The sequence below is a fragment of the Lichenicoccus roseus genome (genome assembly GCF_005844085.1).
Classification (GTDB): domain Bacteria; phylum Pseudomonadota; class Alphaproteobacteria; order Acetobacterales; family Acetobacteraceae; genus Lichenicoccus; species Lichenicoccus roseus.
Map to the genome: position 1 here is coordinate 45,583 of NZ_VCDI01000010.1, position 26,265 is coordinate 71,847.

The 26,265-nt window shown below is 68.9% G+C and carries 20 protein-coding genes; 14 read left to right on the forward strand and 6 right to left on the reverse strand.

What is annotated here, in order from left to right; genetic code table 11:
• Positions 1–3: 3 nt before the first annotated feature.
• Together glgP and FE263_RS19780 are read right to left on the reverse strand one after the other, a co-directional pair.
• Positions 4–1,734, reverse strand: coding sequence for an alpha-glucan family phosphorylase (gene glgP / locus FE263_RS19775; protein ID WP_138327769.1), 1,731 nt, complete (start codon positions 1,732–1,734; stop codon positions 4–6).
• Complete coding sequence (locus tag FE263_RS19780) at positions 1,731–4,148, reverse strand: phosphoketolase family protein (protein WP_138327770.1); 2,418 nt, start codon at positions 4,146–4,148, stop codon at positions 1,731–1,733. Before FE263_RS19780 ends, glgP begins: the two co-directional genes overlap by 4 nt.
• Positions 4,149–4,439: 291 nt before the next feature.
• On the opposite strand from FE263_RS19780, the gene FE263_RS19785 reads away from it, so the two are divergent.
• Together FE263_RS19785 and FE263_RS19790 are read left to right on the forward strand one after the other, a co-directional pair.
• Positions 4,440–5,588, forward strand: coding sequence for a glycoside hydrolase family 5 protein (locus FE263_RS19785; protein ID WP_171034236.1), 1,149 nt, complete (start codon positions 4,440–4,442; stop codon positions 5,586–5,588).
• A 14-nt stretch (positions 5,589–5,602) separates the two neighbouring features.
• Complete coding sequence (locus tag FE263_RS19790; protein WP_138327772.1) at positions 5,603–6,730, forward strand: hypothetical protein; 1,128 nt, start codon at positions 5,603–5,605, stop codon at positions 6,728–6,730.
• Here FE263_RS19790 and wecB read toward each other — a convergent pair.
• Together wecB and FE263_RS19800 are read right to left on the reverse strand one after the other, a co-directional pair.
• Positions 6,682–7,908 carry a non-hydrolyzing UDP-N-acetylglucosamine 2-epimerase gene (gene wecB, locus FE263_RS19795; protein WP_138327773.1) on the reverse strand — a complete coding sequence of 409 codons (1,227 nt, stop codon included), beginning with the start codon at positions 7,906–7,908 and terminating at the stop codon, positions 6,682–6,684. The two genes, FE263_RS19790 and wecB, sit on opposite strands and share 49 nt — an antisense overlap.
• A complete protein-coding gene (locus FE263_RS19800; protein ID WP_138327774.1) occupies positions 7,895–9,253 on the reverse strand; it encodes a hypothetical protein in 1,359 nt (452 codons plus the stop codon). Before FE263_RS19800 ends, wecB begins: the two co-directional genes overlap by 14 nt.
• 103 nt (positions 9,254–9,356) lie before the next feature.
• On the opposite strand from FE263_RS19800, the gene FE263_RS19805 reads away from it, so the two are divergent.
• From FE263_RS19805 to urtE, 6 genes are all read left to right on the forward strand, one after another.
• Positions 9,357–10,115 carry a WecB/TagA/CpsF family glycosyltransferase gene (locus FE263_RS19805; protein WP_138327775.1) on the forward strand — a complete coding sequence of 253 codons (759 nt, stop codon included), beginning with the start codon at positions 9,357–9,359 and terminating at the stop codon, positions 10,113–10,115.
• A 73-nt stretch (positions 10,116–10,188) separates the two neighbouring features.
• Positions 10,189–11,523: an urea ABC transporter substrate-binding protein gene (urtA, locus tag FE263_RS19810; RefSeq protein ID WP_138327776.1), complete on the forward strand. Its 1,335-nt coding sequence runs from the start codon at positions 10,189–10,191 to the stop codon at positions 11,521–11,523.
• Entirely contained in the window at positions 11,516–13,144 is a 1,629-nt protein-coding gene (gene urtB, locus FE263_RS22670) for an urea ABC transporter permease subunit UrtB (protein WP_138327777.1), read from the forward strand. The genes urtA and urtB overlap by 8 nt, the downstream gene beginning before the upstream one ends.
• A gap of 65 nt (positions 13,145–13,209) precedes the next feature.
• A complete protein-coding gene (gene urtC, locus FE263_RS22675; RefSeq protein WP_138327840.1) occupies positions 13,210–14,274 on the forward strand; it encodes an urea ABC transporter permease subunit UrtC in 1,065 nt (354 codons plus the stop codon).
• Complete coding sequence (gene urtD, locus FE263_RS19825; protein ID WP_138327778.1) at positions 14,271–15,014, forward strand: urea ABC transporter ATP-binding protein UrtD; 744 nt, start codon at positions 14,271–14,273, stop codon at positions 15,012–15,014. The genes urtC and urtD overlap by 4 nt, the downstream gene beginning before the upstream one ends.
• A gap of 10 nt (positions 15,015–15,024) precedes the next feature.
• A complete protein-coding gene (urtE, locus tag FE263_RS19830) occupies positions 15,025–15,720 on the forward strand; it encodes an urea ABC transporter ATP-binding subunit UrtE (RefSeq protein WP_138327779.1) in 696 nt (231 codons plus the stop codon).
• Between the two features lie 76 nt (positions 15,721–15,796).
• Here urtE and FE263_RS19835 read toward each other — a convergent pair whose 3' ends face one another.
• Together FE263_RS19835 and FE263_RS19840 are read right to left on the reverse strand one after the other, a co-directional pair.
• Positions 15,797–16,633, reverse strand: coding sequence for a hypothetical protein (locus tag FE263_RS19835; RefSeq protein WP_138327780.1), 837 nt, complete (start codon positions 16,631–16,633; stop codon positions 15,797–15,799).
• 186 nt (positions 16,634–16,819) lie between these two features.
• Complete coding sequence (locus FE263_RS19840; RefSeq protein WP_138327781.1) at positions 16,820–17,689, reverse strand: helix-turn-helix domain-containing protein; 870 nt, start codon at positions 17,687–17,689, stop codon at positions 16,820–16,822.
• Between the two features lie 159 nt (positions 17,690–17,848).
• Between FE263_RS19840 and FE263_RS19845 the strand changes: the two genes are divergently transcribed.
• From FE263_RS19845 to FE263_RS19870, 6 genes are read left to right on the forward strand one after another with little or no spacing between them, the layout of a single operon-like run.
• A complete protein-coding gene (locus FE263_RS19845) occupies positions 17,849–19,114 on the forward strand; it encodes an ABC transporter substrate-binding protein (RefSeq protein WP_138327782.1) in 1,266 nt (421 codons plus the stop codon).
• 15 nt (positions 19,115–19,129) lie between these two features.
• Positions 19,130–20,026, forward strand: coding sequence for a carbohydrate ABC transporter permease (locus FE263_RS19850; protein WP_240759961.1), 897 nt, complete (start codon positions 19,130–19,132; stop codon positions 20,024–20,026).
• On the forward strand, positions 20,026–20,880 hold the full coding sequence (locus tag FE263_RS19855) for a carbohydrate ABC transporter permease (RefSeq protein ID WP_138327783.1): 855 nt from the start codon (positions 20,026–20,028) through the stop codon (positions 20,878–20,880). Before FE263_RS19850 ends, FE263_RS19855 begins: the two co-directional genes overlap by 1 nt.
• Positions 20,877–23,003, forward strand: coding sequence for an alpha-galactosidase (locus FE263_RS19860; protein ID WP_138327784.1), 2,127 nt, complete (start codon positions 20,877–20,879; stop codon positions 23,001–23,003). The genes FE263_RS19855 and FE263_RS19860 overlap by 4 nt, the downstream gene beginning before the upstream one ends.
• Positions 22,996–24,963 (forward strand): beta-galactosidase, encoded by a 1,968-nt coding sequence (locus tag FE263_RS19865; protein ID WP_205880470.1) that lies wholly within the window; start codon positions 22,996–22,998, stop codon positions 24,961–24,963. The genes FE263_RS19860 and FE263_RS19865 overlap by 8 nt, the downstream gene beginning before the upstream one ends.
• Positions 24,948–26,258 (forward strand): MFS transporter, encoded by a 1,311-nt coding sequence (locus FE263_RS19870; protein WP_171034237.1) that lies wholly within the window; start codon positions 24,948–24,950, stop codon positions 26,256–26,258. The genes FE263_RS19865 and FE263_RS19870 overlap by 16 nt, the downstream gene beginning before the upstream one ends.
• Positions 26,259–26,265: the final 7 nt, after the last annotated feature.

Consider the following 26,265-nt stretch of genomic DNA (forward strand, 5'->3'; position numbering starts at 1 on the left):
CGTTCAGCCGGTGAGCATGCTGCCGAGATAGGCCTCGGCGGCGTAGCGACGCATCATGCGATGGCTGGTGAATACCGCCCCGGACTTCGAGATCGCGCCCATCATCAGGCGCGCCCAGGCCTCGCGGTCGCGGAACAACGGCAGCACCGTGTGTTCCAGCTTGTCGAGCAGGATGCCGGCATGGGTGTCGGGCGCCGCCGGATCGCCGATCGCCCAGCCGGTGACCCCCTCGATGCAGGCCTCCAGCCACCAGCCATCGAGCACGCTCAGGCTCGGCACCCCGTTCAGCGCCGCCTTCATGCCGCTGGTGCCGGATGCTTCCAGCGGCGGCAGCGGGGTGTTCAGCCAGACGTCGGCGCCGGCCACCAGCAGCTTGGCCAACGCGAAGTCGTAGCCGGGCACGAACACGATCGGCAGGTCGTGCGACAGCCGTCGCGAGGCTTCCTGGATGCGGCCGATCAGTGAGCGGCCCTCGCCGTCCTGCGGATGCGCCTTGCCAGCATACAGCACCTGGAACGGCGCGTCCCTGGCGATGCGCGCGAGGCGCTCCGGATCGGCGAGCAGCAGGTCGGCGCGCTTGTAGCCGGTCATCCGGCGCGCGAATACGATGGTCGGCAAGTCGGGCGACAAGGTCCGGCCGGTGGCGCGATACACCGCATCCAGCAGCGCGCCTTTCGCCTCCGCATGCGCCGCCAATACCGCCTGGGCGGGCAGCGTATCGGCGCGCACCAGGATCTCCGGCTCGGTGGTCCATTGCGGATCGAGCGTTGCATACAGCCGGGCGAGCGCCGGCTGCACCCAGGTCTCGGGATGCACGCCGTTGGTGATGGAGCGGATAAGGTGGCCGGGGAACATCGCCGCCGCGGTCTGCTGGTGCCGCTTGGCAACGCCGTTGACGCTGCCGCTCAGACTGATCGCCAGCCTGGTCATGTTCAGCGCGTCGTCACCCGCCAGCCGGCGCAGCGCGGAGAGATCGAAGAAGTCGCCCAGCAGCCGCACCACGAGGTCGTAGCCGAAGCGGTCGTGGCCGGCGGCGATCGGCGTGTGGGTGGTGAACACGCAACGCTCGACCACGCGATCGACATCGTATGGCACCGCATCCTCGACATGCCCGGTGCGCAGCGGATGGCGCCGCAACAAGGCGAGCGGCAGCAGGGCAGCGTGGCCCTCGTTGAGATGGAAGGTGGCGATCTCGAAGCCCAGCGCCGACAGCACCATCTCGCCGCCGATGCCGAGCACGATCTCCTGGCGCAGCCGCATCGCCACGTCGCCGCCGTAGAGCCGGCCGCTGATGCCGCGGTCGGCCGGATCGTTCTCGCGGCAGTCGGTGTCGAGCAGCAGCACCGGCACCGAGCGGCCGGCGGGACGGTTGAGTATGTACAGCCAGGGCCGCACCCAGACCTGGCGGTGCTCGATCTCGACCGCCACCATCGCCGGCAGGGCGGTCGCATGATCGGCAGGATCCCAATGGTCCGGCGTGTCCAGCTGGCCGCCCTGGGCGTCGAGTTCCTGGCGCAGGTAGCCATCGCGGCTGGCCAGCGTCACGAACACCATCGGCAGTCCGAGATCGGCGGCGCTGCGGGCGGCGTCGCCGGCGAGGATGCCGAGGCCGCCGCTGTAGGTCGGGATGTCCGGCTCGAGCGCGATCTCCATGCTGAGATAGGCGATGCGCGTATGCGGCAGGTAGCGCTCAAGCTCGTTCCCGGCGGCGACCGGCGCGCGGGCGTCGTTCATGACGATGGCTCGCCGGCCGAAACTTCATCCGCAGGCCAGCGCCAGTCCAGGATCTCCGGCATGTCGATGCCGTGCCGGGTGATGTACTGCTCGTGCTGCACCAGCTTGTCGCGTATCGCCTGCTTGGCGTACGCGGCACGGGCGCCGAGGCCCGGCACGAAGCTGATCACGTCGCCAACCAGATGGAACCGGTCGAGCCGGTTGCGCACCACCATGTCGAACGGTGTGGTGGTGGAGCCTTCCTCCTGGTAGCCGCGCACATGGAAATTGTCGTGGTTGGCACGGCGATAGACCAGGCGATGGATCAGCCACGGATAGCCGTGATAGGCGAAGATCACCGGCTTGTCGGTGGTGAACATGGTGTCGAAATCGGCGTCGCTCAGCCCGTGCGGATGCGCCGATTTCGGTTGCAGCGTCATCAGGTCCACGACGTTCACCACGCGCACCTTGAGTTCCGGCATCTGCCGCCGCAGCAGATCGACCGCCGCGAGCGTCTCCAGTGTCGGCACGTCGCCTGCGCAGGCCATCACCACGTCCGGCTCGCCGTCGCGATCGTTGCTGGCCCAGCCCCAGATCCCGACGCCCTGGCTGCAATGCGCGATCGCCGCATCCATGTCGAGCCACTGCGCCTCCGGCTGCTTGCCGGCGACGATGACGTTGATGCGGTCCCAGCTGCGCAGGCAATGATCCGCCACCCACAGCAGCGTGTTGGCGTCCGGCGGCAGATACACCCGCACGGTGTCGGCCTTCTTGTTGGCGACGTGGTCGATGAAACCGGGATCCTGGTGGCTGAAGCCGTTATGGTCCTGGCGCCAGACATGCGAGGTCAGCAGGTAGTTCAGCGACGCGATCGGCTGCCGCCACGGCACCGCGCGCGACGTCTTCAACCATTTCGCATGCTGGTTGAACATCGAATCGATGATGTGGATGAACGCCTCGTAGCAGGAAAACAGGCCGTGCCGGCCGGTAAGCAGGTAGCCTTCGAGCCAGCCCTGGCAGGTATGCTCGCTCAGCATCTCCATCACCCGCCCGTCCGGCGCCAGATGGTCGTCGCCGTCGCGCGTCTCCGCATCCCAGGCGCGGTCGGTGGCTTCCAGCACCGCCCCCAGCCGGTTCGAGGCGGTCTCGTCCGGGCCGACGATGCGGAAATTGCGGGTGCTCTCGTTGGCCCTGAGGATATCGCGCAGGAAGCCGCCGAGCACACGCGTCGCCTCCGCCTCGACCTGACCGGGGGCCGGCACCGCGACCGCGTACTCACGAAAATCCGGCATGCGCAGCGGCCGGCGTATCACGCCGCCGTTGGCGTGCGGATTGGCGCTCATGCGGGCGCGGCCGGCCGGGGCCAGCGAGGCGAACTGTGGCCGCAGCCTGCCGTCGGCGTCGAACAGTTCCTCCGGCCGGTAGCTGCGCATCCATTGCTCGAGCAGCGCCACGTGCGCCGGTGTCGTGGTCTCCGGGATCGGCACCTGGTGCGACCGCCAGGTGCCCTCGGTGCGCAGCCCGTCGACGAATTCCGGGCAGGTCCAGCCCTTCGGCGAGCGCAGCACGATCATCGGCCAAGCCGCCGCCGTGGAGGTGGGGCCACCCTCGCCGCGGGCTGCGTGACGAATTGCCTCGATGGCGGCGATGGCGGCATCCATGGCGGCTGCCATCGCCTGGTGCATCTTCATCGGATCGTCACCTTCGACGAAGATCGGCGCGTAGCCGTAGCCGCGCAGCAGGTCGTCGAGCGCCTCGTGCGGGATGCGCGCAAGGACCGTCGGGTTGGCGATCTTCCAGCCGTTCAGGTGCAGGATCGGCAGCACCGCGCCGTCGGTCACCGGGTTGAGGAACTTGTTGCAGTGCCAGGAAGTCGCCAGCGCACCGGTCTCGGCCTCGCCGTCGCCAACCACGCAGGCGACGATCAGCTCCGGGTTGTCGAGGGCCGCGCCATAGGCGTGCGACAGCGAATAGCCGAGTTCGCCACCCTCGTGTATCGAGCCCGGGGTTTCCGGCGCCGCGTGGCTGGGAATGCCGCCCGGAAACGAGAACTGCCGGAACAGCCGGCGCATGCCTTCCTCGTCGCGCGAGATGTCCGGGTAGAGCTCGCTGTAGGTGCCCTCCAGCCAGGTGCAGGCGACCACCCCGGGCGCGCCGTGGCCGGGACCGGCGATGAACAGGATGTCGAGGCCATACGCCTTGATGACGCGGTTCAGGTGCAGGTAGATGAAATTCAACCCGGGCGTGGTGCCGAAATGGCCGAGCAGCCGCGGCTTGACATGCGCGCGTGTCAGGGGTTCGCGCAGCAGCGGATTGTCGAGCAGGTAGATCTGGCCGACGGCGAGATAATTGGCTGCCCGCCACCAGCCCTGCATGAGGTCGAGTTGCTCGGCGGTAAGCGGTGCGTCCGTGTCGGACGGGCTGATGATGTCCATGCTGGGCTCCCTCGGTGCATCCCCGGCATGGCGCGACGGCCCTCGACGCACGGGCGGGCTGTCGGCAGGCACGGGCCGTCGATAGTGCAGACAGCGTCGTTTCGGCAGCGAGGCTGGCGGGACGGCGAGATCGACGTCCCGACATGGATCAAGGTCCGTGACGGCACGATAGACCCTCCCGTTGCAAAGACGAAATGCTCTCGCGGCCGGGACCAGGGCAGCACGGCGGACTTTAAGTTCCGGCCTGGGCGTGTAACGTTCCGCCGGATCGACCCGACCGAAAGGCCTGCCGTGACGTCACTCTCCTCGCCTCCCCGCCGCCCCCTGGCCCGGCTGCTCAAGGAAGCCCTTCTGGCGACTGCAATTGTCCTCGGCACGCTGCTGCCGGCCTGTGCGGAGGCGCCGGCGCCCCGGATGGCGGCCCTCGCGCGTGGCCTGAACGTGGCGCACTGGCTGCGCTTCCCGCCCAGCAGCGACGATACCGCGCTCGCTGGTTATCTCAGCGACGCAGATATCGCCGCAATCAGGCGCGCCGGCTTCACCTACGTGCGGCTCTCGGTCGGCGTCGAAGTGGTGATGCAGGGTCGTCACATCGCGCCCGACAAGCTGGCGGTGATCGTGCGCGTGATCCGCCGCCTGCAGAAGGCTGGCCTCGCGGTGATGACCGAGCCTTACACGCAGAACGCGCAGAACTGGCAGTACGACAAGAACCCGGAGGCGCAGCAGATCCTGCTAGGATATTGGCACGACCTGGCGCCGGCTCTACGCGGCCTGCCGGTCGGGTTGACCTTTCCGGAAGTCGTCAACGAGCCGTCCTCGGATCCGGCGCACTGGACCGACCTGCAGGGCCGCATCCTGAACGTGATCCGGGGCGCGTTACCCGACAACACGATCGTGCTGACCGGCACCGACTGGAGCAGCCTGGACGGGCTGCTGAAGATCCAGCCGGTGCAGGACCGCAACGTCATCTACAGCTTCCACACCTACGAGCCCACGCTGCTGACGCTGCTTGGCTTCTGGGACCAGGGCATCGACAAGAACGCGCTCGCCGCGCACATCCCGTTCCCTACGACGCCGTCGGCATGCAAGGCCGCGCAGGCCGCCACCGGACAGGATCATACGCGCGCGGTGATCCAGTACTGGTGCTCCAACCCGCAGAACGAGGGCAGCATCGAGGCCGGGCTGCGTCGCGCCACCGACTGGGGCCATGCGCACGATGTCAGCGTCATGATGACCGAGTTCGGGGCGATGGGCATCCTCAACCGGCCGGCGCGGGACGCCTATTTCAGCGCCATGCATCAGGCCGCTACCGATCTGCGATTGCCCTGGGCACTCTGGGCGCTGGACGACCAGATGGGCTTCGACCGTCCGGTCGGCGGTTCTGCCCGTGGCTTCGGCTATCCGCCCGACGTCGTTTCCGCTCTGCATCTGCACCCCTGAGCAGCGTCGCGCCGGTGTCCGCACTGATGAACCCGATCACCTCCACCGAAACCCTGGATGCGGCGCTGCACCGGCTGGACGCGTGGCTGCTGTCCAGCCCGGTCCTGCGCTCGGGCGTCGTGAACTATCTCTCGCCGGACGGCGAATGGAACGGCCTCTATCCGGAGATCTGCGGCTACTACCTGCAGTTCCTGGTCGATGCGGCGCCGCCGGGTGCGGACGACCAACGCTACCGGAATGCGGCCCTCCAGGTCGCGGCCTGGCTTGGATCCGCCGGCGGCCCCGACGCCGAACCGCTGACGCTGTATTTCCGCGACCCCGCGGACAGCGACTGGCGCAACGACTGCCTGTTCGCGTTCGACCTCGCCATCATCCTTCGCGGTCTGCGCTGCGTGCAGCGGCGCTGGCCCGGCCTGGTTCCGGACGCGCTGGTGGATAGCTACGCCGCATCGATCGCGCGCATCGCGAGCGGCGGTCGCCTTGCCTCGCACCTGCTGCGTCCGGGCGCCGACGCGCACGCCATCCCGGTGAAATGGTCCACCACCCAGGGCGTGCATCACGTCAAGGCGGTGGCGGCGCTCGGCGATCTGGAGGCGCGGACGCTCGACCCCAGCGGGCTCGGCGACATCGTCGAGGCGACGCTTCGCGACGAGGAGCGGCTGCTCGCGCAACAGGGCGAGACGCGCATGCGGGATATGCATCCGTTCCTGTACTCGATCGAGGGCTGGCTGACGGTCTGGGCACGCGCGCAGGACACGCGGGCGCTCGGAAACGCCGCGCGCTCGTTCGCGATGGCAATCTGCCAGTGCGATCCGCTGACCGGAGCGGTACCGCCGATCGCGGGCCAGCCGGACGCGACGGTGCGGGCCGACGTGCTGGGCCAGCTGCTGCGCGCCGGGCTGGTGCTCGACGCGGCAGGAGGTCTCGATGCCGGCACGCGCGCGCTCTGGCGGGAAAGGCGGCCGGCCCTGGAGGCCAACCTGCTCGCCCGGCTCAGCCCGGAGGGCGGCATCATGTTCGATGCCGTCGGACTGCATCGCAACTCCTGGGCCAGCATGTTCGGCTGGCAGGCGCTGCGCTTCGCGCGTGACGATCAGGCCGGGACGATGGACCCGGTCAAGGCCGCCGCTTCGATCATCTGAGCGGCTCGGCCGGGCACCTGGCGTCCCCCGCCGGGGGCGCGGGCATCCTTCCAGCGCGCCGCGATCGCCGCGGCGATCCGTTCCGCAGCAAAGCCGTCGCCGTACTGCGTGCAGGGAATACGCATTGCGGCGAGTGTCGCGGGATGGTCGAGCAGCGCCTGCACGGACGCCACGATGACCTCCTCGTCGGTGCCGATCAGCCGCGCGGTGCCGGCCTCCACTCCCTCCGGACGCTCGGTGGTGTCGCGCAGGATGAGCAGCGGCGTACCGAGGGCGGCCGCCTCCTCCTGCACGCCACCGGAATCTGTGAGCACCAGCGTGGCTCGCCGGACCATGTGCATGAAGTCGGGATAGCCGAGCGGTGGCACCAGCCGCACGCGCGGGCAATCCGACAACAGGTCGCGGGCGACCTGCGCCAGTTCCGGGTTCGGGTGCACCACGAAGACGATCTCGCAATCGTTGCGAGATGCCAGCCGCCGTGCCGCCGCGCAGACGGCGCGATAGGGCGCGCCCCAGCTTTCGCGGCGATGACAGGTGAGCAGGATCAGCGGACAGCCGAGCTCGGAGACCGGATCGTTCGCCGGCGTCAGCGGCGCGATCAGCCTCAGCGCATCGATGACGGTATTGCCGCTCTCCAGGATCTCGCCGGGAGCAAAGCCTTCCGCAAGCAACGCGTCCGCCGCCTTGAGGGTGGGCGCGCAATGCAGGGCGGTGAACTGCGCGATCGCGCGCCGGTGCGCCTCTTCCGGGAACGGCATTCGGCGGTCGCTGCTGCGCAGGCCGGCCTCGACATGCACGACCGGAACACCCGCGTAGGCGGCCGCCAGCGCGCCGGCGAACGCGGTGGCGGTATCGCCCTGCACCACCACCACGTCCGGCCGGAGATCCTCGATCGCCGCCTGCATCCCTGACAGCATCAGGCTGGCGAGTTGCGCGAGGCCGGTCGAGCGTGGCGGAAGGTCCAGCAACAGGTCCGGCTGCAGGTCGAAATAGGCCAGCATCTCGCTGGCCCAGGCGGGGTGCTGCCCGCTGCACCAGATCCAGGCCTCGACGCCGGGACGGGCCCGCAGGGCAAGCGCCACCGGCGCCAGCTTGATTGCCTCGGGCCGGGTGCCGACGATGATGGCGACGGCGAGCGCCGTCTTGCCGGAAGGCTTCGGCGTCTCAGGCGGCGACATCGTGCACCGACTCCTTCCGGTCCGCGAGAAGGGCGTCGACGATCATGGCGCCGACGCCGTGCTGCCAGAGCCAGATCCCGTTGGTCTGGCCGCGGAAGCTGGGCTCGCCGCCGAGCGGGCCATGCGGCACGAAGCCCGCACCCAGCCCGATCGCATGGACGTTGGGCACCGGCTCGCCCGCCACGTCGAGCACGCGGCAGGCGCGATCGACCATCGGCGCCGCCCCTGCCTCGATTTCGCCGCCGACGCCGGTGCCGCCGAGCAGGATGCGGCCGCCTTCGCGGTCGAATAGTGCGAGGGCGTTCGGCTGGTAGCCGAGTGCTGCGATCACGAGGTCGGCGCGGTCCAGGATGTCGCGTGCCCCCGCTTCCGCCGCTGCGGGTTGCAGCCGGTGCAGTCGCAGCCGTGGCTCCGGGGCGAGGCCGCCGATGCCGAGTGCGCGCATGACCAGGGTGCGCGCCTCCAGGCGGAAGCCGGCGAGGCGAAACAGCCGTTGCGAGACCGGGCAGATATCGTCATCACAGAAATCGTCGTAGCCGGCTTCTCGAGCCGCTGCGGCGGTCGGATAGAACACCCGCAGCTTCCGGCGGTGCAGCACCGTCAACGCGTCCGGTGCGAGGTCCAGCCGCGGGCAGTTCAGCAGCAGGTTCGCGGCGGCCAGCGCACTGTGCGAGCCGCCGACGATGGCGATGCGCGGCGAGGCCCGTCCGGCGAGACGCCCGCAGGCCGCTTCGAGACCGCCGGCCGCGAGCAGGTCGCCGGACAGCATGACGGAGTGTTCGAGACGCGGCAGCAGCGGCGCCCCGGCGACGACCACGCTCCGCAGCGAGCGGATGTCCTGCCGTGCGCCGGTCGCCAGCACCAGCTCGCGCGAGACGATGGTTTCGGTGCCGGCGGCGGATCGCAGGACGGTCTGCCAGCCCCGATCGGCCAGGCGGCGGCTCGATACCGCTTCCCGCCCGGTGCGGACCTCGCCCCCCGCTGCGAGGATGGCGGCATGCATCGCCGCACCGAGGGTGTCGAGGAACGCCGCCGCCAGCCGCAGCGGCACCGATCCACCGGCACAGGCCCGGACCGCGAGGCTCGCCGGATGATCCCGCAGGGCGCCGATGCGCGGGTCCGCGCTGCCCTCGAGGCACTCCAGGAAGGTCTCGGCCAGCGTGTCCGATCCGATCGCATAGCCGCCCAGCGCACCGGCCCCGATGGACGAACCACGCTCGACCACGACCAGTCCCTGCGCGGCAAGCTGCGGCAGCAGGCCCTGGCGGGCCGCCCAGACGAGGGGCGCCAGGCCGGCCGGGCCGCCACCGACGAACAGGCTGCCGATCCTTGCGTGGGATGTCATCGAACGCCTCCGGACGCTTGCCGTGCTTGACGGCTCATTAGCAGTCCGGAACGCTGCCGAAAGCTTCTTGACCTTCGAATCAGGCGTTTAACGGATTACTTTCATGTCGGGACTCCTCTCCGCCTACCCCACCGTCAGGTTGCTCGGCCTCGCCCTCGCCGCGGCGCAGACCGGCAACGTCGCCGCGGCTCTCGCCGCGCGCGATCCGCGGGCACAGTTCGACTACGTGGTCACGCCCAACGCGGATCATTTCGTGCGCCTGCAGCATGGTGGTCCGGCCTTGCGGACGCTCTACGACGCCGCCGGCGCGTTGCTGCTCGACAGCCGCGTGATGCGCATGGCGGGCCGGCTGCTGGGTCTCGCGATGCCGCCGGTCGTTACCGGCAGCGACCTCACCTTCGACCTGTTCGAGCGCCACATCTCGGGCTCGGACGCGCTGACGATCGTCGGCACCACCCCCGAGGCGGTCGCCGCGCTGCGCGCGCGTTACGGCCTCTCGGGAATTGCGCATCACTGTCCCCCGTTCGGCTTCGAGCGCGACCCGGCGCTGGTCGAGCAATGTGCGGAGTTCGTCGAGCGTCATCCGGCGCGCTTCGTGTTCCTGGCCTGTGGCGCCCCCAGGCAGGAAATTCTCGCGCATCGCATCGTCGAGCGCGGCCGCGCCACCGGCATCGGGTTGTGCATCGGCGCCGCCATCGACCAGATCGGCGGCCACGAGCGCCGCGCTCCGGCCTTGATCAGGAACGGCGGGCTGGAATGGTGCTGGCGTATCGTACGCGAGCCGCGGCGGCTGGGAAGCCGCTACCTGACCGATACGAGGATCTTCGCGCTGCTGCTCGCGGAAGCGTTCCGCCCACGGTAGCCAGCCCTGAACTTGCCTGCCGGTGGCGCGGCCATTGCATACCTCAAATCAACCGGATTGAGGAACTCCAGCAATGACCCGTGACAGTTCAGGCCTGACCCGTCGTGCCTTCGGCCATCTCGGGCTGGCCGCCGGCTCCACCGCCCTGATGGCGCCGATGATTTCCGGCGGGCGCGCGGCCGCCGCTCCGTCCGGCGAGCCGATCAAGGTCGGCATCCTGCACTCGCTGTCGGGCACCATGGCGATCAGCGAGACCACGCTGAAGGACGTCATGCTGATGCTGATCGCAGAGCAGAACGCCAAGGGTGGCCTGCTCGGACGCCCGCTGGTGCCGGTGGTGGTCGATCCGGCCTCGAACTGGCCGTTGTTCGCGGAAAAGGCGCGCCAGCTGCTCAGCGTCGACAAGGTGTCCGCGGTGTTCGGCTGCTGGACCAGCGTGTCGCGGAAATCGGTGCTGCCGGTGTTCGAGGAACTGAACGGGATATTGTTCTATCCGGTGCAGTACGAAGGTCAGGAATGCAGCCGCAACGTGTTCTACACCGGGGCCGCGCCCAACCAGCAGGCAATTCCCGCCGTCGACTACCTGATGAGCGAGGAGAAGGTGCAGCGCTGGGTGCTGGCCGGCACCGACTACGTGTATCCGCGCACCACCAACCAGATCCTGCAGGCCTACCTCGCGACCAAGGGCGTCGCACCCGCCGACATCATGGTGAACTACACGCCGTTCGGCCAGTCCGACTGGCAGAACATCGTCGCCAGCATCAAGAACTTCGGCTCATCGGGCAAGAAGACCGCGGTGGTGTCCACCATCAACGGCGACGCCAACGTTCCGTTCTACAAGGAGCTCGGCAACCAGGGCATCAAGGCGACCGACATTCCGGTGGTGGCCTTCAGCGTCGGCGAGGAGGAGCTTGCCGGCATGGATACGCATCCCCTGGTCGGGCAGCTCGCCGCCTGGAATTATTTCGAGAGCATCGACACGCCGGCGAACAAGGCGTTCATCGAATCCTGGCACAAATTCACCGGCAATTCGAAGCGCACCACCAACGACCCGATGGAGGCGCACTATATCGGCTTCAACATGTGGGTGCAGGCGGTCGAGAAGACGAAGTCCGTCGACCACGACACCATCATCGACGCGATGATCGGGATAAGGCAGCCGAACCTCACCGGCAGCATCGCCACCCTGCTCCCGAACCACCATCTCACCAAGCCGGTTTTCATCGGCGAGATCCAGGACGACGGCCAGTTCAACGTGGTGTGGAACTCGCCGGCGCCGATTCCCGCGCAGGCCTGGTCGCCCTATGTCGCCGAGACACGCAACCTGATCGGCGACTGGAGCAAGCCGATCTCGTGCGGCAACTTCAACACCGTCACCAAGAGCTGCGTCGGCCAGCGGCATGCCTGACATCCCGGCATGGCTGCGTCGGGTGGCAGCCGGTCTGGTAGTGGCCTGCTGCCTGCTGGGAGCAAGCGCTTCGGCGCAGGTTCCGGATCCCTTCGCCGGCCTGTCGCAGACCAGCTTCAATGCGGTGGCGGCTTCGGTCACCACGCTTGCCGCCTCCGGTGCGCCGCGTGCGCAGGCGGTGATCACCGCACTCGGCGAACGGCGCCTCTACGCCGCGCGCACCGGCGACGCGCTGTATATCCGCAACGGCAGCGATTACGTCGATGCGCGCAGCGGCGCGCCCGCCAGGCCCGATCCGGATACGATCCGCTCCGTGCGGGTCAACAACCGCATCCGGGAGGCCGTCGCCGGGGCGCTCGCCCTGTTCGGCCTGACCTCGTCCGATCCGGCGATACGTCTTCGATCCGCCGATGCCGCCTACGATTCGCACGATCCCGCCGCCCTGCCGGTGCTCGACCGCGCGCTGGCGCACGAGGCGGATGCAGGCGTCGTCCACCGCTTGCGCGAGGCACGCGCGGCGGCCCTGCTGTCGGCTCCGGGGCAGGCTGGCAAGCCCGGCGATGCCGGCGCGGTGCAGGAGCGGATCGATGCCGTCCGCATTCTTGCCGCCAGTGGCGGCCTCCCGGCGCGCGCCATCCTCGCCGGCCTGCACGACCAGCCCGCCGCGGTGCAGGCCGCGGTGGCGCAGGCACTGTCCTCGATCGACCTGCGGCTGCGTCTGTGGAGCGTCGCGCAGGACCTGTTCTACGGCCTCAGCCTGGGCTCGGTCCTGCTGCTCGCGGCCATGGGCCTCGCCATCACCTTCGGCGTCATGGGCGTCATCAACATGGCGCATGGCGAGGTCATGATGATCGGCGCCTACACCACCTGGATGGTGCAGCAGGCGGTCGCCGCCGCCATGCCCGCGCTGGCTCCGGTCAGTATCCTGCTCGCCATACCGGCCGCCTTTCTCGTGTGCGGCGCCATCGGGGTGGCCATCGAGCGCGGCCTGATCCGCTTCCTGTACGGCCGCCCGCTGGAGACCCTGCTCGCCACCTGGGGCCTGTCGCTGGTGCTGCAGCAGGCGATCCGCTCGCTGTTCGGTCCGACCAACATCTCCGTCGTCACCCCCGGCTGGCTCTCCGGCTCGCTGCACTGGGGCGGGCTGGTGATCACGCTGAACCGGCTCGCCATCATGATCTTCGCGGTGCTGGTGATGGGTGCGTTGAGCCTGGTGCTGCGCCGCACGTCGCTGGGCCTGGAGATGCGCGCAGTGACGCAGAACCGGCGCATGGCGGCGCTGATGGGCATACGCACGCCACGCGTGGATGCGCTCACCTTCGGGCTCGGCTCGGGTGTTGCCGGCCTGGCCGGTGTTGCGATCAGCCAGATCGACAATGTCAGTCCCAATCTCGGCCAGGGCTACATCATCGACAGCTTCATGGTGGTGGTGTTCGGCGGCGTCGGCAACCTGTGGGGGACGCTGGCGGGCGCCACCACCCTGGGGATCGCCAACAAGATCCTGGAGCCGGTGGCGGGCGCCGTGCTCGGCAAGATCGTGGTGCTGGTGCTGCTGATCCTGTTCATCCAGCGACGGCCGCGCGGCATGTTCCCGCTCAAGGGCCGCGGGGTGGAGTCTTGAGGCTCCCGGCCTACCTGCCCGGCACCGTCGTCACCGCGGCGATCGTCGTGGCCGGCGCGCTGCTGATGGCGCTGCTGAACCTGCTGCCGGCCTCGTTCCCGCTGCACGTGCCCGATTTCGCCGTCTCGCTCACCGCGAAATACCTGTCCTACGCGCTGCTCGCGCTGGCGGTCGATCTGGTCTGGGGATTTGCCGGCATCCTGACGCTCGGCCACGCCGCCTTCTTCGCGCTCGGCGGCTACGCGATGGGCATGTACCTGATGCGCGAGATCGGCACCCGCGGCGTGTATGCCAATGCCGACCTGCCGGACTTCATGGTGTTCCTGTCCTGGACCCACCTGCCCTGGTACTGGTACGGGTTCTCGTTCTTCCCCTTCGCGCTGCTGATGGCCCTGCTCGTGCCTGGCGCGCTGGCCGCCGGGTTCGGCGCGCTGACCTTCCGCTCGCGCGTATCGGGCGTGTATCTCTCGATCATCACCCAGGCGCTGACCTACGCGCTGATGCTGGCGTTCTTCCGCAACGACATGGGCTTCGGCGGCAATAACGGCCTCACCGACTTCAAGGACATCCTCGGCGCCGACCTGCACGCACCGCTCACCCACGCGGTGCTGCTGCTGGTCACCGCGCTCAGCGTCGCCGGCGCCCTGCTGCTGACACGCGCGGTACTGGCGGGCCGGTTCGGGCGGCTGCTTACGGCCGTGCGCGACGCCGAGAACCGCACCCGGTTCCTCGGCTACCGGCCGGAACATGCCAAGCTGCTGGTCTGGGTGCTGTCGGCGCTGATCGCAGGGCTCGGCGGCGCGCTCTATGTCATCCAGGTCGGCATCATCAATCCGGGCGAGTTCGCGCCCGGCAACTCCATCGAGGCGGTGATCTGGGTCGCCGTCGGCGGTCGCGGCACGCTGTCCGGGGCGGTGCTTGGCGCGGTGCTGGTCAATCTCGGCAAGACGCTGTTCACCGGGCTGCTGCCCGAGCTCTGGCTGTATGCCCTCGGCGCGCTGTTCATCCTGACCACGCTGTTCCTGCCGCGCGGCCTGATGGGCCTGAGGCGCGCGCCGGAGGCCGCCGCCATCGCCGGCGAGCCGGCACCGGTGACACCCGAGATGGCGGTGCCGGAAGACGCCTCATGAGCACGCCGAGCCTGCTCTATCTCGACAACGTCACCGTCAGCTTCGACGGCTTCCGGGCCCTGAACGAGTTGTCGCTGCTGCTGGTGCCAGGAGAGATGCGCGCCATCATCGGCCCGAACGGCGCCGGCAAGACCACCATGATGGACGTCATCACCGGCAAGACCCGCCCGGACAAGGGCGACGTGCTGTTCCACAACACCATCGACCTGACCAGACTGGACGAGCCGTCGATCGCCCGCCTCGGCATCGGCCGCAAGTTCCAGAAACCGACGGTGTTCGAGCAGCTCAGCGTCCGCGACAACCTGCTGCTCTCGCTTGCCGGCCACCGCCGCCCGTTCGGCGTGCTGTTCGCGCGCCAGACCGGCGAGGAACGCGACCGCATCGAGGGTATCCTGCGCACCACACGCCTCGGGCAGCATGCCGACCGCCTGGCCGGAGCGCTCAGCCACGGCCAGAAGCAGTGGCTGGAAATCGGCATGCTGCTCGGCCAGGAGCCGGAACTGCTGCTGGTGGACGAGCCGGTGGCCGGCATGACCGATGCCGAGACCGCGCAGACCGCCGACCTGCTGCGCGACATCAACCGCACCCGCAGCGTGGTGGTGGTCGAGCACGACATGGAATTCGTGCGGGCACTCGGCGTCGGGGTGACGGTGCTGCACGAGGGCAGCGTGCTGGCCGAGGGCAGCCTCGACGATGTCAGCCGCGACCCGAGCGTGATCGAGGTCTATCTCGGCCGGTGAGGACATAGCCATGCTCGATGTCGAGACCATCGACCTGCACTACGGCGCCGCCATCGCGTTGCGCGGGGTGTCGATCAATGCGCGCGCCGGCGACGTGACCTGCCTGCTCGGGCGCAACGGCGTCGGCAAGACCAGCCTGCTGCGCGCGGTGACCGGCGTGCATCCGGTGACGCGCGGCACGATACGCTGGAACGGCGACGACATCACCCGGCTGCCGGCCTACGAGCGGGCGCGGCGCGGCATCGCCTCGGTGCCGCAGGGGCGCGACATCTTCCCGCTGCTGACCGTGCGCGACAACCTGGAAACCGGCTTCGGGCTCCTGCCACGACGGCAGCGCCGCATCCCGGACGAGATCTTCGAGCTGTTCCCGATCCTGGGCAGCATGCTCAGGCGCCGCGGCGGCGACCTGTCCGGCGGCCAGCAGCAGCAGCTCGCGATCGGGCGCGCCCTGGTCACGCGGCCGAAGCTGCTGGTGCTGGACGAGCCGACCGAGGGCATCCAGCCCAGCATCATCAAGGATATCGGCCGCGTGATCGAGTTGCTGCGCAGCCGCGGCGAGATGGCGATCCTGCTGGTCGAGCAGTACTACGAGTTCGCCCGCTCGCTCGCCCAGCAGATCACCGTGCTCGATCGCGGCCAGGTGGTGATGGCGGGCGCTGCCGAGACGCTGGACGAAACCGTCCTGCGCGGACACGTCACGATCTGACGGACCCGCCAGCCGGTCACAAGCCATAGGCTGCGACCGGCAGAGACCGCTGCGCGTCCGGCAGCGCCGTGCCCGATCAGGCAATATGGCGGCCGAAGCGGCGTGCGACCGCTTCCCTTGACAGTCCGCCGATAGCAGACTTCAGCGCATCACGCCGGAGCCGGGTGCCGGGTGCCGACGGCACGACCCCGAGCCGGCGCAGGTGCCGGTTGACCCTGCAGATCCGGGCGCGCCTGGCTACCGACTTGAGGTCGAAGTTCAGGCTGAGGGCGATCGAGACCTCGCTGCCATTCTCCGCCCAGTGCGGCGCGAAGCAGGGGACGTGGATGCCCTGGCCCGGCTTGAACGCATGCACCGTCGCCCTGTCGTAGAACTCCGGCTTGTGGCGCATCGCGCTCGGCTCCCCGGCCAGCAGGTGCTCGATCTCGGTTTCCGGAACCACGTCGCGGTCGGTCTGGCCAAGAACGCCGAACCGCTTGTCGCCGGCGATCTGCATCAGGAAGTTGGTGTCGAGGTCGGCGTGATAAGGCGTCAGCCGCCCGGGCGACGCGATCAGGATGGTGGCCCGCGCTTCCAGCATATCGTCGCGCAGCGGAGCCCCGCATAGTGCCACGATCTGCCGAACGACGCCGCTGAACAGGGACCCGAACAGCGGGTCGTGAATGACGTTCCTAAGCATGATGAGGGAACTGCTCCCGGCGATCGACGCGACCGCGTCGGCGAGGCCACGATGGCGGGAGCGGCCCGCTCCCCACCCATCGCCGATCGCTGCGGCATCTTCCGACCAGTAGTAGCTGCCGAGCGGCTCGAGCCGCTCGGCCAGCGCAGCCAGGCTCGGCAGCGACAGCAATGGCTCGCGGTCAAGGTCGTGCGCGAACAGGAAGCTCTGCTGGTTGTAGCTAAGCTTGAACACCTCGTCGCAACTGTGACCGACATGCTCGAACGCGGTTACGTTTTGTGAACTTTGCTTCAGTAACGCAATGCTGGACATGGTCATGCCGCTTTGTTCTGAGCCCGGCGCTGATACAAATCCCGTTGTCGGCAACACGCAAGTGCACGTCTGTGTGTTGTCGATCCACCTCCGTCGGGAGGACGCCGATCAGGGTGCCGACACGCGCCCGGATCGATCCGGGCGCGTTGCGCGCCGGTAGCGATGCGGGGAAACACCGAAACGCCGGCGGAACGCCTCATGAAAACGCGATACCGAGCCGAAGCCCGACTCGAAGGCGATCGAAGCGACATCGCGCGTGCCGCCCAGCAGCATGGATTGCGCGAGATGCAGCCGGTAGCGCGTCAGGTAGTCTCCGAGCGTCATGCCAAGAGCGTTCTTGAACAGCGACATGGCGTAGTTCGGATGCAGTCCCACCGCACCGGCGACCTGGCCGGCGCTGACCCGCCCGGTGGCGTTCGAGGTCAGGAACTGGGCCATGGCGCACACCTTGGCATGCCGCCCGGCGCCACCCGGCGGCACTGCCTGGGATGCGGCGCGGTTTATCCAGCCGGTCACGTCCAGGCGGCGCAGGCGGAGCTCGATCTCCAGACGGTCAAGCTCCGCCAGCCCAGGGTCGCCGGACATCAACTCCCGGTGCAGCCGCATCGGCCAATCCAGCTCGATAGGGTCGCGCGCCGCGATCATGCCGCCGCCGAGCACGGTCTCGCGCAGGGCGGCAGAGAGCGGCAGGGCGAGGAACATCTCGATCGGGACGTAAAGGCAAACGAAATTTGTCGCCGGCGCCACCTCCATGGTGCGGTGCGGCACAGCACCCCAGAACAGCAGGAACTCGCCCGCCCGGGCCTCGATCTCCAGCCCGCCGAACGAATAGATGGCGGCCCCCTCCAGCATCAGGTTGAGCTCGACCTGGCTGTGCGCATGCACCGCCGCCATCGGCAGCATCGTGGTGCTGCGTCCCGCCCAGAAGACGTGGAGCGGCGGCTCGGACGCACCCTGGGTAATCAAGCTCTGGGTCATGAAGCCTTCGGCACTCGTTCCTGCTCGCCGATCTTAGGATCCAGGAGATTGCTATCGTCAAACCGGACGACAGGCCAGCCCGGCGGGGCCATAGTCGCCTGCAACGGCCTCGACACCATGAAGGCCAGGCGAACGTTCGGGAGTGATCGAGGAATGTCCATGTCAGCCAGGCTCGGCAGCCTGTCGTCGACGGTTGCGGTTGCGGCTGCATCTGCCCTACTGGCGGCCATGCTGGCCACCGCCGGGCCGGCGAAGGCCGACAGCATCACGGTCAACTCCGACCAGTCCGACCCGCAACCGAAGGCCGCGATCCAGGAGGCGGTGCATCGCTTCGAGGCCGCGAACCCCGGCACCCAGGTGACGCTGAACACCTACGACCACGAGAGCTACAAGCAGTCGATCCGCAACTGGCTGACCTCCGAGCCGCCGGACGTGGTGCTCTGGTATACCGGCACCCGGCTGCGCCAGTTCGTGCAGCCCGGACTGCTCGCCGATGTCAGCGCGATCTGGACGGCGCCAATGAAGCAGGCGTTCGGCACCACCGCGGTCGACCTGGTCACCGATGGCGGCAAGCAATACGCGGTGCCGTATACCCAGTACCAGTGGGGCCTCTACCTCCGCAGCGACATCCTGCGGAAGGCCGGGGTCGGCCCGGTCAAGACCTTCGACGACCTGCTCGGCGCCTGCGACAAGCTGAACGCGGCAGGCGTGGCGCCGATCGCGCTGGGTTCGAAGGATCTGTGGCCGACCGCTGCGTGGTTCGACTATCTCGACCTGCGCATCAACGGATACGCCTCGCACATGCAGCTGATGTCGGGAAAGGTGCCCTACACAGACGCCAAGGTGCACGCCGTGTTCGCGCACTGGAAGCAGCTGCTCGACCATAAATGCTTCAATGCCAACCACACCGAGCTGAGCATGCAGGAGAGCCAGTCGGTGATGTACCAGGGCCGCGCCGGCATGATGCTGATGGGCAACTTCATCACCGCGAACTTCTCGCCCGAGATGCAGAAGGTGATGGTGTTCGAGCCGTTCCCGACCGTCACCGCAGGCGTCGCGCGGGCCGAGGACGCGCCGATGGACAGCGTGGCCATCCCGCAGGGCGCCCACAACAAGGCCGGCGCGATGAAATTCCTCGCCTTCATGATGCAGCCGGACATCCAGGCGATGATCAACGCCGGCGAGAAGCAGATCCCCGCCAACTCGCAGGCCAAGCTGATCGACGACCCCTACCTGATCGCGGGCCGTTCCCTCCTTGCGGCGACACCGGATCACTCGCAGTTCTTCGACCGCGACACCAACGAGGCGCTGGCGACGTTGGCGATGAAGGGCTTCCAGGAATTCATGGTGCAGCCGCAGCGGCTCGACCGCATCCTTGCCGGCATCGACCGCGCACGCCTGCGCATCTACGCCAACACGAACTGACACCGGATACCGGGCGTGTCCACGACAGTGCAGGCGGCGCCCCGCCGGACGCGCCATGCCGGCAGCCTGGCGCCGCTGGCGTTCATCGCCCCCGCCGCGCTGTTCTTCGCGGTGTTCGTGCTCTGGCCGATCGCCGACAGCATCTGGGTCTCCCTGCACGACTGGGACGGCGTGCATCCGATGCGCTGGGTCGGGATCGGCAACTATGTCGAGCTGTTCACCGACGACGTGTTCTGGACCGCGCTGGTCAACAATATCTGGTGGCTGCTCGCCTACATGCTGGCCCCGATCGGCGGCCTCGCCATCGCGCTGTTCCTCAACCAGAACGTGCTCGGAATGCGGCTCTACAAGTCGCTGTTCTTCTTTCCGTTCGTGCTCTCCCAGGTCGTCGTCGGCCTGGTGTTCTCCTGGTTCTTCAACGGCGATTTCGGCCTGCTCAATCTCGGCCTGCGCGCCATCGGGCTGCACGGCGTGTCGCTGCTCGGTGACGCCAACTGGTCGACACCGGCCACCATCGTCGCCGGGCTGTGGCCGCAGACCGCCTACTGCATGATCCTTTATCTCACCGGCCTGACCGCGGTGAACGGCGAGGTGGTCGAGGCGGCGCGCATGGACGGCGCGCGCGGCTGGGGCATGTTCTGGAACATCATCCTCCCGCAACTGCGTCCGGCAACCTTCATCGCCGTGGTGGTCTCGGTGGTGGGCGCGCTGCGCTCGTTCGACCTGGTCTCGATCATGACCAGGGGCGGCCCGTACGACAGCTCGGCGGTGCTCGCCTACTACATGTACGAGCAGACCTTCCTGTCGTTCCGCTACGGCTACGGCGCCGCCATCGCGGTGGTGCTGTTCGCCATCATGGACGTGTACATCGCCTTCTTCCTGGTCACCATGCTGCGGCGGGAGCGGCGCTGATGTTCCCGCGCCCGATCCAGACCGCCTCCCCCGGCGCGCAGGCGCTGTACCGGGTCGCGCTGCCGGTCAGCCTGGTGATCTGGCTGCTGCCGCTGGTGGCGATCTTCCTGACCTCGGCACGCACCGCGCAGGATCTCGCCGCCGGCAACTACTGGGGCTGGCCGCACGGCAGCCACCTGATCGGCAACTACGAGGCGGTCTTCACCAGCTCGCCGATGGGCCGCTATCTGCTGAACTCGGTGATGATCACCCTGCCGGCGGTGGCCGCCACGCTGGCCCTGTCCACCCTCGCCGGCTTCGGCCTGGCAAAATTCCGCTTCCCCGGCAACACGCTCGTCCTCGCGATCTTCATCGCCGGCAATTTCGTGCCGTTCCAGATCCTGATGATCCCGGTGCGGGACCTGATGATCCATGTGTTCCCGCTCTACAACACCATCTGGGCACTCGTGGTGTTCCACGCCGCCTTCCAGACCGGCTTCTGCACCCTGTTCATGCGCAACTTCATGCGCGAGCTGCCGGACAGCCTGATCGAGGCGGCGCGCATGGACGGCGCCGGCGAATTCTCGGTATTCTCGCTGATCGTGCTGCCGCTGATCCGGCCGGCCCTGGCGGCCCTCGCGGTGCTGGAATTCACCTTCATCTGGAACGACTATTTCTGGGCGCTGGTGCTGGTGCAGTCCGATAGCGCACGCCCGATCACCGCCGGGCTGCAGGCGCTGCAGGGCATGTGGCTGGCCTCGTGGCAGCTGATGTCGGCCGGCGCGATCGTCGCCGCCGCACCCTCGGTTGCGATCTTCTTCCTCATGCAGCGCCACTTCATCTCCGGACTAACCCTGGGAGCGGTCAAGGAATGAACACCCATCGCCTGGATGGCCGCGACACCACCCTGCTGCTGCTGCAGCGGGACGCCGGACTTCCGGAGATCGTCTACTGGGGCACCCGCCTGCCATCCGGCATCACGCTCGACGCGGTGGCTTCCCTGCGCGATCGCGCGACCCGGCGTAACGGTCTCGACGAGGATCATGTCGAGGCGGTGCTGATGCCGACAATCGGCACCGGGGCACTCCGGTCGCCCGGCCTGGTCGCCAGCCGCGGTGCGCTCGACTGGACCGCCGAGTTCGACGGCGTCCTGGTGCGGCAGGCGCCCGGGCAGCTGCGCGTGGTCGCGATCGACAAGGTGGCGGCCCTGCGGCTCGAGATCGTGCTCGACCTGCCGCCGGATGGCGACCTGCTGTCCATGCACTCCATCCTGCACAACCAGGGTGCGGCGCCACTTCAGGTCGACCGGCTCGCCGCCGGGGTGTTCCTGGTGCCGGCGGCGTCGGACGAATTGCTCGTGTTCGACGGCCGCTGGGGCCGCGAATTTGCCGAGCAGCGCATCCGGCTGACCAGCGGCAACTGGACCTCCGAGAACCGTCGCGGCCGCTCGCACGACCGCACACCGGGCCTGATCCTCGGCGAGCCGGGTTTCGACGAGGATCGCGCCCTGGTGCATGGCGTCCATTTCGGCTGGAGCGGCAATCACCGCACCACCGCCGAGCGGCTGGAGGACGGTCGCATCCTGGTTTCCACCGGCGAGTGGCTGCATCCCGGCGAGCTGGTGCTGGCGCCGGGGCAGTCGGCGCAGACGCCGGTCGCCTATGCCGCGGTCTCGCAAAACGGTCTGCGCGGCCTGTCGCAGCATTTCCATGCCGGGGTCCGGAGCGGCGTGCTGGAATGGCCCGGAGGGGCGATGCGCCCGCGCCCGGTGACGCTGAACAGCTGGGAGGGCAACTATTTCTCGCACGACCATGACCGGCTGGTGGCGCAGGCGACCGCAGGCGCACGCATCGGCATCGAGCGTTTCGTGCTCGACGATGGCTGGATGGCCGGTCGCGACAACGACCGCGCCGGCCTCGGCGACTGGTGGCCCGATCCGCTCAAGTATCCCGATGGGCTCGGCAGGCTGATCGACGCGATCACCGGCCTCGGGCTGGAGTTCGGCCTCTGGGTCGAGCCGGAGATGGTCAACCCGGACAGCGATCTCTATCGCGCGCATCCGGACGCGGTGCTGCAGGTCGCCGGCCGCCCGCTGCGGACCTCGCGGCACCAGCTCATCCTCGACCTCACCCGGCCGGACATCGCCGGGCTGATCTTCGACCAGCTCGCCGCCCTGCTCCGCGCACACCCGATTGCCTACCTGAAATGGGACATGAACCGCGATTTCGTCGCGGCCGGCGATAGCGACGGGCGTCCGGCCTACCGCAGCCATCTGCTCGCCACCTACGCCCTGCTGGAACGGTTGCGCGAGGCGTTTCCCGCCGTCGAGATCGAGAGTTGCGCCTCGGGCGGCGGCCGTCCCGATCTCGGCATCCTGCGCCACACCCACCGGGTCTGGACCTCGGACTGCACCGATGCGCTGGAACGGCTCCCGATCCAGCGCGGGTTCTCGCGGTTCCTGCCGCCCGAACTGATGGGCGCCCACGTCGCCGCCTCGCCGAACCACCAGACCGGGCGGCGTCATACGCTGGGCTTCCGCGCCGCGGTGGCGCTGCTCGGCCACATGGGCGTCGAGCTCGACCCGACCACGCTGGCCACCGACGAGCAGGACGAGCTGGCGGGCTGGATCGCGCTGCACAAGCGGCTGCGTCCGCTGCTGCACGCCGGACTGCACCAGGCCGGCCCGATGCTGGCGGGGCGGTCGCTGCGCGGCGTGGTGGCGCCGGACCGCAGCCATGCGGTGTTCCTGGTGGCGCAGGAGCGCACCGAGGCACACCGGCCGCCGCCGCTCACCCTGCCCGGCCTCGACGCGGAACGGCACTACCGGCTGCAGGCGCCGCCGCCGCAGCGTCTCGACATCCGGCTCTCTCCGTCGCAGCGTTCGCTGTTCGAGGCGGGACTGGTCGTGTCCGGCGCGCTGCTGGCGCAGGCCGGCATTGCGCTGCCGGAGCTGCAGCCGGAAACCGCCCTGGTGCTGGAGCTGATCGGCCTTGACTGAAATCGCGACTGAAGCAGCCGCCCGGGCCCTCGGCGTCTGCTACTACCCGGAGCACTGGCCCGAGGCCTGGTGGGAAGACGATGCGCGGCAGATGCGCGAGGCCGGCATCACCTATGTCCGCATCGCCGAGTTCGCCTGGAGCCGGATCGAGCCGGAGGACGGACGCTTCGACTGGGACTGGCTCGACCGCGCCCTCGCCGTGCTGGGGGGGGCCGGCCTGCGGGTCGTGCTGTGCACGCCGACCGCGACGCCACCGAAATGGCTGATCGACCGCGAGCCGTCCATCCTGCCGGTGGCCGCGGATGGCAGCACGCGCGGCTTCGGCTCGCGCCGGCACTACAGCTTCTCGTCGGCTGCCTGGCTGCGCGAGAGCCGGCGCATCGCCGCGGCGGTGGCGGCCCGCTATGGCGCCTCCCCGCATGTCGCCGGCTGGCAGATCGACAACGAGTTCGGCTGCCATGACACGGTGACGTCATACGGCCCGGAGGATCTCGCCGCCTTCCGGGACTGGCTGCGCTCGCGCTACGGCAACGTAGACAGCCTCAACGCCGCCTGGGGCAGCGTGTTCTGGTCCGCCGAACTGCGCTCCTTCGACGAGGTGGCGTTGCCGGTCGGCGCCGTCACCGAGACCCTGCCGTCGGCGAGGCTGGATTTCCAGCGCTTCTCGTCCGACCAGGTCGCGTCCTACTGCCGGATGCAGGCGGAAATCCTGCGCCAGCACTCCCCTGGCCGCTTCGTGACGCACAACTTCATGGGCCGGTTCGTCGACTTCGACCATCACGCGGCGGCAGAGCCGCTCGATCTGGCCAGCTGGGATTCCTATCCGCTCGGCTTCACCGAGCAGTTCCCGCTCGATCCCGAGGAACGCGCGCTGTTCGCCGAGACCGCGCACCCGGACATCGCCGCCTTCCACCACGACCTGTATCGCGGTGTCGGGCGAGGTCGGTTCTGGATCATGGAGCAGCAGCCGGGACCGGTGAACTGGGCCCCGTGGAATCCGGTGCCGAAGCCCGGCATGGTGCGGCTGTGGAGCTGGGAGGCGTTCGCGCACGGCGCCGAGGTGGTCAGCTACTTCCGCTGGCGGCAGTGTCCGTTCGGCCAGGAGCAGCTGCATGCCGGGTTGCAGCGCCCGGATCGCTCGCTGTCGGCCGGAGGCGCGGAGGCGCTCCGGGTCGCCAGCGAGTTGCGCGCGCTGAGCCTGCCGGGCCCCGCCAGGCAGGCCGAAGTGGCGCTGGTGTTCGACTACGAGGCTGCCTGGATGCTGCGGATCCAGCCGCAAGGCGCCGATTTCAACTATGTCGAGCTCTGCCTGCGCTGGTACGAGGCGGCACGCCGGCTCGGCCAGGATATCGACATCGTGCCGCCAGGGCATTCGCTCGATGGCTATCGCGCGGTCCTGGTGCCGTCGCTGCCGCACATCACGAAACCGGCGCTGGCAGCCCTGCGGGCGACCCCGGCGGCAACCCTGATCGGACCACGATCCGGCTCCAGGCTGGCCGATTTCGCCATCCCCCCGACCTTGCCGCCCGGCCCGCTGCAGGCACTGCTGCCGGTGCGCGTCACCCAGGTCGCATCGCTGCGACCGGGGCTCTCGCATGCGGTGACCGGTGCGCTGCAAGGTGCCGCCTTGCGCTGGCGCGAGTGGCTGGAGGGCGAGGGCGAGGTGCTGGCACGCTTCGACGACGCGACCCCGGCTGCCATCGCCGCGCATCGCCGCGTCTACCTTGCCTGCTGGCCGGACCGGGCGCTGCTGGATGCAGCGGTGCGGCACGTGCTCGAGGCCGCCCGCCTGGACATCGTCGAGCTGCCGCCCGGCGTGCGGCTGCGGCGCTGCGGCGACCGGCGCTTCGCCTTCAACTACGGACCGTCGCCCTGGACGCTGCCTGGACCGGCGGACCGGCACTTCCATCTCGGCGGCGCGACCGTCGCGCCGCAGGACCTGGCGTGCTGGAACGCGTGACGACACCCCTCCCGTCGACCCGCCCGCCACGTCTCAGGCGCATCCAGACCACTGGACTGGTGCTGCTGGTCGCCAGCGGCGCCTTGAACTATGTCGACCGCGCGACGCTCTCGGTGGCCAATCCGCTGGTGCGGCACGATCTCGGCCTCTCCGTGCAGGGGATGGGCCTGCTGCTGTCGGCCTTCCTGTGGTCCTATGCTTTCGCGCAGTTGCCGGCCGGCATCCTGATCGACCGGCTCGGGCCGCGCCGCATGCTCTCGGCCGGGCTCGCACTCTGGTCGGTAGCGCAGGCGCTTGGCGGTCTGGTCGCAGGCTTCGGGCAGTTCTTCGCCGCACGCATGCTGCTGGGCATCGGCGAGGCGCCGCAATCGCCGGCGAGTGCCCGCATCGTGCGCGACTGGTTCCCGGTCGGCTCGCGCGGCACCGCCACCGGGATCTGGAACTGCTCGTCCACCCTTGGCTCGGCGATCGCGGTCCCGCTGCTGACGGTGCTGATGCTGCATCTCGGCTGGCGGTGGATGTTCATCTGCATGGGGCTTGCCGGCCTGTCGCTGGCAGCATTGTTCTACGCCCTGCACCGCGATCCGGCCGACCTCGTGCTGGACGAAGCGGAACGCGCCCATCTCGGTGACGCCGCCGACGCCGGCGGCCCGGTCACGCTGCGCGCCTGGCGCCGGCTGTTCGCCTATCGCACCAGCTGGGGCATGATCGCCGGGTTCTTCGGCTGCATCTACGTGCTGTGGATCTACAACGCCTGGCTGCCGGCCTACCTGGAGAGCGACCGGCACATGAGCATCGCACGCACCGGATGGGTGGCGGCGATCCCGTTCCTGTTCGGCGTGGTGGGCAGCCTGGTTGGTGGCCGGCTGGTCGACTGGCTGGTAGCGCGCGGCGTATCGCCGATCGACAGCCGGAAATACCCGATGGCGGCGTCCCTGCTCGGCACCGCCCTGTTCACCGTGCTGGCCGCGATGGTCGGCAGCAACACCGTCGCGATCCTGTGCATCTCGGTCGCGATGTTCCTGATCTATGTCTCAACCGCCACCGCCTGGGCGATGGCGCCGGTGGCGGCACCCGGCAACTGCACCGCCTCGCTGGGGGCGATGCAGAACTTCGGCGGCTATGTCGGCGGTGCGCTGGCGCCTCTGGTGACCGGTGCGATCGCACAGCGGACCGGGTCGTTCGAGGCGGCGCTGCTCACCGGGGCAGCCGTCGCGGCGGTGGCGGCATTGGCTTACGCCCTGGTCATCCGCGACCCGATCCCGCCGGATGCCGCAGACTTCCCGGCATCGTAACATTCCG

Coding starts and splice junctions, on each gene's coding strand:
- glgP (WP_138327769.1), bottom strand. CDS start 1,734: ATGAACGACGCCCGCGCGCCGGTCGCCGCCGGGAACGAGCTTGAGCGC.
- FE263_RS19780 (WP_138327770.1), bottom strand. CDS start 4,148: ATGGACATCATCAGCCCGTCCGACACGGACGCACCGCTTACCGCCGAG.
- wecB (WP_138327773.1), bottom strand. CDS start 7,908: ATGTCGCCGCCTGAGACGCCGAAGCCTTCCGGCAAGACGGCGCTCGCC.
- FE263_RS19800 (WP_138327774.1), bottom strand. CDS start 9,253: ATGACATCCCACGCAAGGATCGGCAGCCTGTTCGTCGGTGGCGGCCCG.
- FE263_RS19805 (WP_138327775.1), top strand. CDS start 9,357: ATGTCGGGACTCCTCTCCGCCTACCCCACCGTCAGGTTGCTCGGCCTC.
- urtA (WP_138327776.1), top strand. CDS start 10,189: ATGACCCGTGACAGTTCAGGCCTGACCCGTCGTGCCTTCGGCCATCTC.
- urtB (WP_138327777.1), top strand. CDS start 11,516: ATGCCTGACATCCCGGCATGGCTGCGTCGGGTGGCAGCCGGTCTGGTA.
- urtC (WP_138327840.1), top strand. CDS start 13,210: ATGGCGCTGCTGAACCTGCTGCCGGCCTCGTTCCCGCTGCACGTGCCC.
- urtD (WP_138327778.1), top strand. CDS start 14,271: ATGAGCACGCCGAGCCTGCTCTATCTCGACAACGTCACCGTCAGCTTC.
- urtE (WP_138327779.1), top strand. CDS start 15,025: ATGCTCGATGTCGAGACCATCGACCTGCACTACGGCGCCGCCATCGCG.
- FE263_RS19840 (WP_138327781.1), bottom strand. CDS start 17,689: ATGACCCAGAGCTTGATTACCCAGGGTGCGTCCGAGCCGCCGCTCCAC.
- FE263_RS19845 (WP_138327782.1), top strand. CDS start 17,849: ATGTCAGCCAGGCTCGGCAGCCTGTCGTCGACGGTTGCGGTTGCGGCT.
- FE263_RS19855 (WP_138327783.1), top strand. CDS start 20,026: ATGTTCCCGCGCCCGATCCAGACCGCCTCCCCCGGCGCGCAGGCGCTG.
- FE263_RS19860 (WP_138327784.1), top strand. CDS start 20,877: ATGAACACCCATCGCCTGGATGGCCGCGACACCACCCTGCTGCTGCTG.